At 59.4% G+C, this 11,536-nt stretch carries 9 protein-coding genes and 1 pseudogene; all 10 read left to right on the top strand.

Annotated features, from left to right (window positions below):
• Positions 1-67 precede the first annotated feature (67 nt).
• The 10 genes and pseudogenes from H9642_RS14305 to fliF all read left to right on the top strand — a co-directional run bounded on the left by H9642_RS14305 (position 68) and on the right by fliF (position 11,536).
• Positions 68-1,495 (top strand): flagellin N-terminal helical domain-containing protein, encoded by a 1,428-nt coding sequence (locus H9642_RS14305; protein ID WP_251837130.1) that lies wholly within the window; start codon positions 68-70, stop codon positions 1,493-1,495.
• 64 nt (positions 1,496-1,559) lie between these two features.
• The gene (locus H9642_RS14300) at positions 1,560-1,904 is read left to right on the top strand and encodes a flagellar protein FlaG (RefSeq protein WP_251837129.1); all 345 of its coding nucleotides are present in this window, start codon (positions 1,560-1,562) and stop codon (positions 1,902-1,904) included.
• Between the two features lie 108 nt (positions 1,905-2,012).
• Entirely contained in the window at positions 2,013-3,410 is a 1,398-nt protein-coding gene (gene fliD / locus H9642_RS14295; protein ID WP_251837128.1) for a flagellar filament capping protein FliD, read from the top strand.
• Positions 3,411-3,581: 171 nt separating this feature from the next.
• Positions 3,582-3,878: a flagellar protein FliT gene (locus H9642_RS14290; RefSeq protein WP_251837127.1), complete on the top strand. Its 297-nt coding sequence runs from the start codon at positions 3,582-3,584 to the stop codon at positions 3,876-3,878.
• Positions 3,879-4,136: 258 nt separating this feature from the next.
• Complete coding sequence (fliS, locus tag H9642_RS14285; protein WP_251837126.1) at positions 4,137-4,514, top strand: flagellar export chaperone FliS; 378 nt, start codon at positions 4,137-4,139, stop codon at positions 4,512-4,514.
• 309 nt (positions 4,515-4,823) lie between these two features.
• A complete protein-coding gene (locus H9642_RS14280; RefSeq protein WP_251837125.1) occupies positions 4,824-6,296 on the top strand; it encodes a sigma-54 dependent transcriptional regulator in 1,473 nt (490 codons plus the stop codon).
• A gap of 366 nt (positions 6,297-6,662) precedes the next feature.
• Positions 6,663-7,736: pseudogene (locus H9642_RS14275) on the top strand (sensor histidine kinase); the annotation flags it as partial.
• A gap of 4 nt (positions 7,737-7,740) precedes the next feature.
• Positions 7,741-9,135, top strand: a complete 1,395-nt coding sequence (gene fleR, locus H9642_RS14270) for a sigma-54-dependent response regulator transcription factor FleR (RefSeq protein ID WP_251837123.1) — start codon at positions 7,741-7,743, stop codon at positions 9,133-9,135.
• Positions 9,136-9,419: 284 nt separating this feature from the next.
• Positions 9,420-9,752, top strand: coding sequence for a flagellar hook-basal body complex protein FliE (gene fliE, locus H9642_RS14265; RefSeq protein WP_251837122.1), 333 nt, complete (start codon positions 9,420-9,422; stop codon positions 9,750-9,752).
• A 14-nt stretch (positions 9,753-9,766) separates the two neighbouring features.
• Complete coding sequence (gene fliF / locus H9642_RS14260; protein ID WP_251837121.1) at positions 9,767-11,536, top strand: flagellar basal-body MS-ring/collar protein FliF; 1,770 nt, start codon at positions 9,767-9,769, stop codon at positions 11,534-11,536.

The following is an 11,536-nucleotide window of genomic DNA, read 5'->3' as shown; positions in this document are numbered from 1 at the left end:
CTCCAGGCCACATCAGGCGCAAGCCGAGGGCGTGGGAACCTTAAGCCAACCCATGAGGATTCCATAGATGGCTCTCTCCGTTAATACCAACATTGCTTCCCTGACTACTCAGAAGAACCTGAACCGTGCTTCGGACAGCCTGTCCACCAGCATGCAGCGTCTGTCCAGCGGCCTGCGTATCAACAGCGCCAAGGACGATGCCGCCGGCCTGCAGATTTCCAACCGTCTGACCAGCCAGATCAACGGCCTGAACGTTGCCACCAAAAACGCCAACGACGGTATCTCCATCGCACAAACCGCCGAAGCGGCCATGGGCGAATCCACCTCCATCCTGCAACGTATGCGCGAACTGGCCCTGCAGTCGGCCAACGGTTCCTACGGTGACGAAGACCGCGCCTCCATGCAGGCCGAGTACAGCGCGCTGACCGCTGAACTGACCCGTATCGCTGAAACCACCACCTTCGGTAGCCGCAACCTGCTGGACGGTTCCTTCGGTACCACCGCCTTCCAGGTGGGTGCGAACTCCTACGAAACCATCAACATCAGCATGGACAGCGTTGCCGCCAACAAGATTGGCTCCAACCAAATCGGTTCGGTCAGCAGCGGCGCCATCGGTACTACTGCTATGGCTTCCGGTAGCGCAACCGTAGTCGGCGGTGGCCAGGCTGTTACCGTTGAGTACGCTGCCAGCGGTTCGGCCAAGTCTGTTGCCGACGCACTGGACGGCGCCATCGGTGGTCTGTCTGCTACTGCTCGTACCGTTGTCACCTTCGACGGCTCTGCTCTGACTTCCGGCGCTGCCGGTACCTTCAAGCTGACCGTGGGCGAAGAAAGCGTCGATATTCTGGGCGCTACCAACGAGCAGCAATTGTTTGAGCAGCTGCGCGACAACGCCAGCAAGCTGAACATCACTGTCAGCTACAACGACGGCAAGCTGCAGGCCATCAACGAGTCGGGTGAGAACTTCTCCTTCGGCTTCGCTGACGGCGAAACCGCCATCGGTGGTACGACCAACGTGTCGGTTAAGGCCGGTGATGACACAGAGGCAACTGCCGCCGCAGTTGCTGACGGCACCATCGTTCGTGGGGAAGTAAACCTGGACTCTTCCAAGGCCTTCTCCATCAGCGGTGATGGTTCGGCAGCTACCCTGTTCGGCTCTACTCCGGTTGCATCGACCCTGTCCAACGTCAAGGATTCCAGCATCCTTTCCGCTGCTGATGCCCAAGAATCCCTGTTCATTCTGGACAAGGCCATTGCTCGCATCGACTCCCAGCGCGCTGACCTGGGTGCCGTACAGAACCGTCTGGACAGCACCATCAACAACCTGACCGCGATCATGGAAAACTCCACTGCTTCCCGTGGCCGCATCCAGGACGTTGACTTCGCCTCCGAAACGGCCGAGCTGACCAAGCAGCAGACCCTGCAACAGGCATCCACCGCGATCCTGGCTCAGGCTAACCAGCTGCCGTCCGCTGTACTGAAACTGCTGGGCTAATCACCCATGCGGTAACAAGAGAGGGCGCCTGGTGCGCCCTCTCTTTTAGCCGAGGAAATGTCAGATGGACGTCAGTCTCTCTCTCAATGCGCTGTATACGACGCAGAAGCCTTTGACAGTCGAGGCCGAGCAGGCCAGGCAGGTCAAAGCGCAGGAAAGTAAACCGCAATCCCAGGTCGAACCCGAACGCGAGCGCGTGGTGGAAGCGATCAAGAACATTCAGGAGTTCGTCGATGAGGCGCAGCGTGGCCTGCAGTTTTCCATCGACGAAGACTCAGGGCGTATCGTCGTCAAGGTGATAGCTCGGCAAACCGGCGAAGTGCTTCGCCAGTTGCCATCCGAGGAAGCGCTCGAGCTGGCCAGGCGTCTGCAGGATGCCGGCAGTTTGTTGTTTACCGGGCAGGTATAGCTACCCCGACGGTAAGAGGTTTTGTAGAGCGGACGGACCATGTCGCCTGGCTATGGTTCGAATCTTGCTCCATCAAGGTAAGCGTCAGTAAATCAATTGGAGTTCAACATGGCGATCACCACCATTACTGGTCTGGGCTCGGGGCTGGATATCAATAAACTGGTCCCGGCGCTGGTTGAGGCTGAAAAAGCGCCCAAGCAGTCGCAGATCGATAATCAGAAGGTCCGCACGGAGACCCAGCTGTCGGCGGTCGGCATGTTGAAAAGTGCGCTGGAAACCTTTGAGTCCTCTTTGCTGGCACTGAAAAGTAGCTCCACCAGTTTCGATGGTTATAAGGCAGTCTCTTCAAAGACGAGCGTGGCCAGCGTGACCATGGGGGCGAGTGCCGTGGCGGGCTCGTATAAGCTGGAGGTCGAAAGTCTCGCGACAGCTTCCAAGGTGGTCTCAGCCGTGCAGGCCAAGGATGCCGCTTATGATGCTGGCGAGCTGAAGATCAAGCTGGGTGACGGCGCAGAGTATGCGATTGCTATCAGTGATGGTGCGACTCTGGAGGACATCCGCGAGTCGATCAATAGTCAGCTCTCCAGCAAGGGGATTAGTGCCAACATCCTTACCGACAATAGCGGTTCGCGTCTGGTGCTGTCTTCCGAGTTGACGGGTGATGGCAATGATATCTCGGTGACGGGTACTGCGGGCACCTCCCTCGTGGGTCTGGATATTGATGGCAAGCAGAAGCAGAGCGAGAGCGTTGACGGTGCCGGCTTTATCACTCCAGCTGCTAACGCGAAATACTCCATTGACGGCCTGGAGATGAGTAACAAGGACAACACCATCACGGGCCTGCAGGGTTTGACCATCAAGTTACAGGAAGAAGGCACCACAACTCTAACCGTATCGGCCAATACCGAGGGTATCCAAGCTTCGGTCGAGTCCTTCGTGATGGCTTACAACACTTTGCTGACCGTGACCAACGGTCTGAGCAAGGTGACCGCCACTACCGACAAGGATGGCAACGCAACAACCCAGGCTGGCGCTTTGGTGGCTGACTCTACGCTGCGCTCGATGATGTCACAGATGCGTACCGCGCTGACGTCACCTGTGGACGGCGCTGGCAGTCTGCAGGTGCTGGCTCAGTTGGGTGTTAGCACCAATCGTGACGGCACGCTGGCGCTGGACAACGATAAGCTAAAAGCCGCAGTGGCCGATGACCCGGCCGGGATCAAGCAGTTCTTCACCGGTGACAAGGGCTTATTCAACCGAATTGGTGATATCACGACTGTCTATTCAGGAGCGAGCGGTTTGCTGGCATCGCGCGAAACTAGCCTGAATTCAACGATCACAGGGCTGGCTGAAGAGCAGGCTTCCTTGGACCGGCGCATCGAGAACCTGACGCTGACGATGTATAAAAAATTCAACGCGATGGATGGCCTTGTGGCCCGCCTCAATGCAACGAGAGAGAGCGTAATGGCCACGCTCAATGCGCTGAATAAGAAGAGCGATGACTGATTGTTGAGGCGTTAACTGACAAGCTGACGTCGACAGAGAGTTTCCGGTAATCCGTCAGGCGTCAGGGACATTATAAAAAGTGGCTAACTATTCGCTTCCGTCTGTGATCGGGGCGTGAAGACACACTCGCTCGAGCACCGTGGCTTGGGCGAATATTCGGGGAAGCGGTTTATGCAAGAAGCCATCAAGAGTCTGGAGTCCGCCCGCAGCGCGTTACGCGAGGCCTTGGAGCGCCAGGATTGGAATGCCATTGGCGAGCTGGATTCGATGTGTCGTGCCGTTGTGGACGAAGTCATGGCGCAAGGCGCAGAGGGCGGCGCTGAGCTGGTGGAAAACCTCGGCGAATTGCTTGAGCTCTATCGCGAAGTGCTGGAAGCCTGTGAGAAGGAAAAACAGCAGGTAGGCAGCGAACTGCGCCAGTTGCATCAGTCCACCAGTGGCGTAAAGGCTTATCAGGCGAGCGAGTGAAGCAAACTACTGGACTCATTTCTTCTGAAAAGCTTCGGCCCTGGTCAGGCCTCCCAAGGTGAGCCGAGTTGCCCCGCAAGCTATGTGTGGGAGTCTCGATCTCGCGGCCAAGCTTTGCTTTGCAGAGTCAGATGCTACAAGCAAGCGCTTCGGCTCAAATTCAGCCTCTCCTCTCAACACCTACCTGCCTCCCTAAAGCTTCCTGTGGCCCGGTCGATACAAAAGGCAGGTTATTACGCTATTCAGGAGTAGAGGCGCATGTATTCCCGTTCCGCCCTCAAGCAGTATCAGCAGGTCAATACCCATGCGCAGGTGTCCGAAGCGAGTCCTCATCGGCTGATCCAGATGCTGCTGGCCGGCGCGCTGGACCGCATTGCCCAGGCGCAGGGCGCCATGTCGCGTGACCAGATCGAACTTAAAGGCATGTTGATTGGCAAGGCCATCGACATTGTCGGCGGGCTTCGCGAAGGCCTGAACCTCGAAACCGGCGGCGAGCTGGCGGCCAATTATGATCGGCTGTATGACTACATGAGCCGTCGGCTGATCGAGGCCAACCGCAAGAACGATGCGAAAATTCTCGATGAAGTTGCCGGTTTGCTGCGTGAAATCAAGGCGGGCTGGGACGGCATCGCCTGACCCAGCCCCATCGCTACCAATCCTTTTTTGAATCACAGCCGAGGCGTGTTCTCTTCCGGCTGGGTGCTGCATTTGTTGTGAGAAAGCTAGAGGTGACCCTTTTCTCATAAGATTTGTGAATCACTTCACAGTTTGCATTAGTTGTACTTTTGACGAAATTGATTTGTGACAGCATAACTGGACTTTAGTTGCGACATTCTTGTCATTAATTTGACTGGTGCCGGCCTTTTGACTTTAAATGGCCGCCATCTGCCAGCGATACCCAAATCGCATAAGCACTAAAAAAAGACCAGGCCAGAAGTCAATTCCATGTGGCGTGAAACCAAGATTTTACTGATCGATGACAATGCTGAGCGCCAGCGTGACTTGGCGGTCATTCTGAATTTTCTCGGGGAATCTCATCTCGTTTGCACGTCGAGTGATTGGAGTGCGCGCGTTGAAGAACTGAACTCCAGTCGCGATGTGTTGTGCGTCCTGCTGGGTGAGGTGAGCGCTCGAGGGGGGGTGACGGAATTGGTCAGGCAATTGGTTGCCTGGGACGAATTCCTCCCCTTGTTGGTGCTCGGCGAGCCGGCTGAGCTGGCAACGTGGCCGGAAGATCAGCGCCGTCGGGTGCTGATCACCCTCGAGAGCCCTCCCCGTTACAACAAGCTGCTCGACTCCTTGCATCGTGCCCAGGTCTATCGCGAGATGTATGACGAGGCCCGCGAGCGCGGCCGACTGCGTGAACCCAACCTGTTTCGTAGCCTGGTCGGCACCAGTCGCGCTATTCAGGGCGTGCGGCAAATGATGCAGCAGGTGGCCGACACCGAAGCCAGTGTGTTGATCCTGGGCGAATCGGGAACCGGCAAGGAGGTGGTGGCGCGTAATCTGCACTATCACTCCAAGCGTCGTGGCGCGCCCTTCGTTCCGGTGAATTGCGGAGCGATTCCTGCTGAGTTGCTGGAAAGTGAACTGTTCGGTCATGAGAAGGGTGCGTTCACCGGGGCCATTTCCAACCGTGTCGGGCGCTTCGAGCTGGCCAGCGGCGGTACGTTGTTCCTCGATGAAATCGGTGACATGCCGTTGGCCATGCAGGTCAAGCTGCTGCGCGTGTTGCAGGAACGAACCTTCGAGCGGGTCGGCAGCAACAAGACGCTGCAAGCGGATGTGCGCATCATTGCAGCCACGCACAAGAACCTTGAAAAGATGATCGAGGAAGGTACTTTCCGCGAGGATCTGTTCTATCGGTTGAACGTCTTCCCCATCGAGATGGCTCCGCTGCGCGAGCGCGTTGAAGACATCCCGGTGCTGATCAACGAATTGATCCTGCGCATGGAGCATGAAAAGCGCGGTTCTATCCGTTTTAATTCGGCTGCGATCATGTCGCTCTGCCAGCATGACTGGTCGGGTAACGTTCGCGAGTTGGCCAATCTGGTGGAGCGCATGGCGATCATGCACCCCTATGGGGTGATCGGCGTTTCCGAACTGCCGAAGAAATTTCGCTATGTGGAGGATGAAGACCAAGGCCTGGCTGACTCCTTGCGCGAAGAGCTCGAAGTGCGCGCCAATATCGGTGCCAGCATGCCTAGCTTTGAAATGGCAGGAGCGCTCCCTGTGGAAGGCCTGGATCTCAAGGAGTATCTGGGGAATCTGGAGCAGGGCCTGATCCAGAAGGCGCTGGACGAGGCGGGCGGTGTGGTGGCACGTGCTGCTGAGCGCTTGTGTATCCGACGCACCACCTTGGTGGAAAAGATGCGTAAGTACGGCATGAATCGTCGCGAAGAAGAAAACACCCTGTAATCCGCTGGCGCGGTTTTGTGGGAGCGGCGCGCTCGCCGCGAAGCGTTCGGCCGACGCCTCGGTTATGCCCGAACGCAAAAGCTTCGGCCCGGGGTGGGACTTCCCACAATCGACGCGTCAACTGGCGCGGCCTTTTGTGAAAGCGGCGCCCTCGCCGCGAAGGTGATAGCAGGCCGCCATTGTCATTCGTTTGGCGGGCTTTCGTAACTCATTGAAATAACGCAAGATTATTTCAGGCATGGGGATTGCTTCGAGGCTCTTCGACTGTCTTTTTTATGACGGTGTCAGCCAGGATGCAGTATGAACCCAGCCCTTCTTTCTCCCCTCGATTTGCCTGCGACGCCGGGGGTGCCCGCACAGTCCGACTTGGAAGCGCGGGTAGACGAACTGCAGGGTCAGCTGGAACTGGTCAGCGCCCAGCGGATGCAAGAGCTTGCCGAGCAGGAGCGCTTGGCCTATCGCCTGCAGAACCTCCTGGATCTATTGCCCGGTGGTGTAGTGGTAATCGATGGGAAGGGCTGGATTCGCGAGGCCAACCCGCAGGCGCGAGCGCTGCTGGGTGAGCCCCTGGAAGGTGAGTTGTGGCGCGAGGTGATCGTGCGTTGCTTCGCTCCGCGCAAGGATGACGGACACGAAATTTCCCTGCGCAATGGTCGCCGCGTGTCGATTGCCACCCGTTCGCTGGATGCCGAGCCAGGCCAGTTGGTCATGCTTCAGGATTTGACCGAAACCCGCCGCCTGCAGGAGCAACTGGCGCGCCACGAACGACTGTCAGCGCTGGGACATATGGTGGCTTCGCTGGCCCATCAGATTCGCACGCCGCTATCGGCGGCCCTGCTGTACGCCGGTCACTTGAGTGAGCGTCCCTTGCCGGCCGAACAGCAGCAGCGCTTTGCCGGGCGTATCAAGGAGCGCCTTTATGAGTTGGAGCACCAGGTTCGCGACATGCTGGTGTTCGCCAAGGGCGAGTTGCCGCTGCCGGACCGACTGGCGCCCCATGAGCTGTTTGATGCCCTGCGCAAGGCCGCCGAGCCGCATGTGAGTGGCCTGCAGGTGCGTTGGCAGGGCGATGCGCGTGACGGCGAACTGCTGTGCAACCGCGACACGCTAGTGGGCGCCATCCTTAACCTGATCACCAACGCGGTACAAGCGGCCGGTCCACAGGTGCGCTTGAAAGTGCACCTGCTGCGCCGGGGCGACGTACTGCGTTTGTGCGTCAGTGATAACGGTACTGGGATCGAGCCGGCCTTGCTGGCGCGCCTGGGCGAACCTTTCTTAACCACCAAGACCACCGGCACCGGCCTCGGCCTAGCGGTGGTCAAAGCAGTGGCCCGTGCGCACCGTGGGGAGTTGTTGGTGCGCTCACGGGTCGCCCGAGGCACCTGCGCGATCCTCGAGCTGCCGTTGATTATGGTCTCGCGTACCGGACTTCAGGAGTAATTGCATGTCTGCCAAGGTTCTGCTGGTAGAAGACGACCGCGCCCTGCGCGACGCCCTGGCCGATACCCTGGAGTTGGGCGGTTATGCCTTCCGGGCGGTGGAGTCGGCCGAGGCCGCGCTGCAGGCCTTGGCGGAGGAAGGCTTCGGTCTAGTGATCAGCGATGTAAACATGCCGGGAATGGACGGCCATCAGTTGCTCGGCGTGATCCGCAGCCGCTATCCGCAGGTCCCGGTGCTGCTGATGACCGCCTATGGCGCGGTCGAGCGGGCAGTGGACGCGATGCGTCAGGGGGCGGCGGATTATTTACTCAAACCGTTCGAGCCCAAGACGTTATTGGATCTGGTGGCGCGCCATGCTTTGGGGCGCATGGATTCAGGCGAGTCTGAGGGGCCGGTGGCGGAAGAGCCGGCCAGCCGGCAGTTACTGGAGCTGGCTGCCCGCGTGGCACGCAGCGACTCCACAGTGCTGATCTCTGGTGAGTCCGGCACCGGCAAGGAAGTGTTGGCCCGCTTTATTCATCAGCACTCGCCGCGTGCAGACAAGGCGTTCATTGCGATCAACTGTGCGGCGATTCCGGACAACATGCTCGAGGCCACGCTGTTCGGTCATGAAAAGGGCGCGTTCACGGGCGCGATTGCTGCGCAGCCGGGCAAATTCGAGCTGGCGCAGGGCGGCACCATTCTGCTCGATGAAATTTCCGAAATGCCGCTCGGCCTGCAAGCCAAATTGCTGCGCGTATTGCAGGAACGCGAGGTGGAGCGGGTCGGCGCGCGCAAACCCATGAGCCTGGATATCCGCGTACTGGCCACCACCAACCGCGACCTGCAGGGTGATGTCGCCGCCGGGCGGTTCCGCGAAGACCTGTATTACCGACTTTCCGTGTTCCCGCTGGCCTGGCGGCCGTTGCGTGAGCGCCGAGGCGACATCCTGCCGCTGGCCGAGCGACTGCTGCTCAAGTACATCCGCAAGATGAACATGCCTGCTGTACGTCTGTCGCCGCAAGCCAGCCAGTGTCTGCGCGAGCACGCTTGGCCGGGCAACGTGCGCGAGTTGGATAACGCCATCCAGCGCGCACTGATTTTGCAGCAGAACGGCACCATCCAGCCGCAGGACCTGTGCCTGGATATGCCGATCGGCATGGCACCGGTCGCGGCGCCCGTGCAGGACCTTGCACCGAGAGGCTTGGGCGAGGAGACATCGGGGGACGTGAGTGGCGCGCTCGGCGAGGACCTGCGTCGGCGGGAGTTCGAGATGATTCTGGAAACCCTGCGTGCCGAGCGTGGGCGTCGTAAGGAGGCCGCTGAACGCTTGGGCATCAGTCCGCGCACCCTGCGCTACAAGCTGGCGCAGATGCGCGATGCCGGGTTGGATGTTGAGGCGCACCTATACGCCGGTTGAGTTCTTGAATCGGGTGTTCAGTCATCATAAAGCAGTGAGCAGCCTCTGAGATGCGAGGCATGTTTCTTTCGCTGTGCGGGCATTTTGCCATTAGGAGGAAGGTACTTGCCGCTGGTAGACTGCGCCGCGCTGGCCTCAGCCGGGGCGGAGCGCGTGTGCCACGGGTTTGCTGGTGCCTTCCGAAGCTTCCGAACGGTCATAGCGCTGGCATCGTTGTTGCTAGCATCAGGTCTTCATTGTGAGTGACGTCAAAAATACTGGGTCAGCGGAAGGAGTAGCGATAAATGAGTCAGGGTGTTCAGTTCAATCGCCTGATGCTGGAAATGCGGTCCATGCAGGCGGACGCCATGGCGCGGAGCCGTCAGGCCGAGCAGGTCGTTGCCACCCGTGAGGTGCCCAGTTTCGCCGATATGCTGGGCCAGGCGGTGAACAAGGTCAGCGAGACCCAGAATACGGCCAGCCAGTTGGCCAATGCCTTCGAGATGGGCCAGGGCGGCGTCGATCTGACGGATGTCATGGTCGCTTCACAAAAATCTTCTGTTTCGTTCCAGGCCATGACACAGGTTCGCAACAAGCTTGTGCAGGCGTATCAAGACATCATGCAGATGCCGGTTTAAGGGCGGAGTGATTAATGTCTGACGCTGCTGTTCCCGCCAAGGCCGAGGGCGCCAAGAAGCCGCCATTGTTCGGTCTGGCTTCCCTGGAAAATCTGGCTGATATGTCCATGCTGCGCCAAATCGGCCTGCTGGTCGGATTGGCCGCCAGTGTGGCCATCGGCTTTGCCGTGGTGCTCTGGTCGCAACAGCCCGATTACAGGCCGCTGTATGGCAGCCTCGATGGCATGGATGCCAGCCAAGTGGTTGAAGTCCTCAACAGTGCCAATATCCAATACACCGTCGAGCCCAACTCCGGCGCCCTGCTGGTCAAGGCCGAGGACATGTCCCGTGCCCGGCTGAGGTTGGCCGCCGCCGGTGTGGCGCCGCGCGACAACAGCGTCGGTTTCGAAATCCTCGATCGCGATCAGGGGTTGGGGACCAGCCAGTTCATGGAAGCGGCGCGTTATCGTCGCGGCCTGGAAGGCGAGTTGGCCAGGACGATCTCCAGTCTGAACAACGTCAAGTCGGCCCGTGTACACCTGGCGATCCCGAAAAGTTCGGTGTTCGTGCGCGATGAGCGAAAGCCCAGCGCCTCAGTGTTGCTGGAGTTATACAGCGGCCGCTCGCTGGAGCCCGGTCAGGTATTGGCGATCATCAACCTGGTCGCCACCAGTGTGCCCGAGCTGAACAAGTCACAGGTCACCGTCGTCGACCAGAAAGGCAATCTGCTCTCCGATCAGCAGGAACTGACCGAGCTGACCGTGGCCGGTCGACAGTTCGAATACTCGCGGCGCGTGGAAAGCCTGCTCACCCAGCGGGTGCACAACATCCTGCGTCCAATTCTGGGCAGCGACCGTTACAAGGCGGAAGTGTCCGCCGATGTGGATTTCAACGCGGTCGAGTCTACCACCGAGACCTTCAATCCCGATCAGCCGGCCTTGCGCAGCGAGCAGTCGGTCAGTGAGCAACGGCAAAGCAGTCAGCCGCCGCAAGGCGTGCCGGGCGCTCTGAGCAACCAGCCACCAGCGCCAGGCGCGGCGCCCGAAGCGCTGGGTTTTGGCGCAGCAGGGGCCAACGGCCCGGTAGCCGCCGGACAGCCGCTGCTGGATGCCAACGGCCAGCAGATCATCGATCCAGCCACTGGCGCACCGATGCTCGCGCCCTTCCCGGCGGACAAGCGTGAGCAGGCAACCCGCAACTACGAGCTGGACCGCTCGATCAGCTACACCAAGCAGCAGCAGGGCCGCGTGCAGCGCCTGTCGATTGCCGTGGTGGTGGACGATCAGGTGGTGGTCAATGCTCAAACAGGTGAAACCACCTATGCGCCCTGGAGTGCAGCCGATCTGGCGCGCTTTACCCGCCTGGTGCAAGACGCGGTGGGCTTCGATGCCAGCCGGGGAGACAGTGTCAGCGTGATCAACTCGCCGTTCTTCGCCGACCGTGGCGATCAGATCGAAGCGATTCCGTTCTATGCACAACCCTGGTTCTGGGAAATTGCCAAGCAGGTCCTCGGGGCGCTGTTCATTCTCGCCCTGGTCTTCGGTGTGTTGCGTCCGCTGCTCAACAACCTCACCGGTGCTAGCAAGAGCAAGGATCTGGTGCCGGTCGACAACGGCGGTCTGGGCAGCTTGAGCGATGAGCTGGCCGAGGATGAACTCAGCCTCAGCGGCTCGGCGCAGCAGATCATGCTGGCTAATCCGTCGGAAGGTTACGAAGCACAACTCAATGCGATCAAAACACTGGTCGCCGAGAACCCGGGCCGTGTCGCCGAGGTTGTCAAAGAGTGGATCAACGGGGACGAGTAA

It is taken from the genome of Serpens gallinarum, from assembly GCF_014836765.1.
In the GTDB taxonomy this organism is placed as follows: Bacteria; Pseudomonadota; Gammaproteobacteria; order Pseudomonadales; family Pseudomonadaceae; genus Serpens; species Serpens gallinarum.
This window is presented reverse-complemented; position numbering and strand designations above follow the sequence as displayed.

What these genes read in the sequence shown, in the direction of transcription:
- fliD (WP_251837128.1), top strand. Translation starts at nt 2,013, where the DNA reads ATGGCGATCACCACCATTACTGGTCTGGGCTCGGGGCTGGATATCAAT.
- fliS (WP_251837126.1), top strand. Translation starts at nt 4,137, where the DNA reads ATGTATTCCCGTTCCGCCCTCAAGCAGTATCAGCAGGTCAATACCCAT.
- fliE (WP_251837122.1), top strand. Translation starts at nt 9,420, where the DNA reads ATGAGTCAGGGTGTTCAGTTCAATCGCCTGATGCTGGAAATGCGGTCC.
- H9642_RS14290 (WP_251837127.1), top strand. Translation starts at nt 3,582, where the DNA reads ATGCAAGAAGCCATCAAGAGTCTGGAGTCCGCCCGCAGCGCGTTACGC.
- H9642_RS14280 (WP_251837125.1), top strand. Translation starts at nt 4,824, where the DNA reads ATGTGGCGTGAAACCAAGATTTTACTGATCGATGACAATGCTGAGCGC.
- H9642_RS14305 (WP_251837130.1), top strand. Translation starts at nt 68, where the DNA reads ATGGCTCTCTCCGTTAATACCAACATTGCTTCCCTGACTACTCAGAAG.
- H9642_RS14300 (WP_251837129.1), top strand. Translation starts at nt 1,560, where the DNA reads ATGGACGTCAGTCTCTCTCTCAATGCGCTGTATACGACGCAGAAGCCT.
- fliF (WP_251837121.1), top strand. Translation starts at nt 9,767, where the DNA reads ATGTCTGACGCTGCTGTTCCCGCCAAGGCCGAGGGCGCCAAGAAGCCG.
- fleR (WP_251837123.1), top strand. Translation starts at nt 7,741, where the DNA reads ATGTCTGCCAAGGTTCTGCTGGTAGAAGACGACCGCGCCCTGCGCGAC.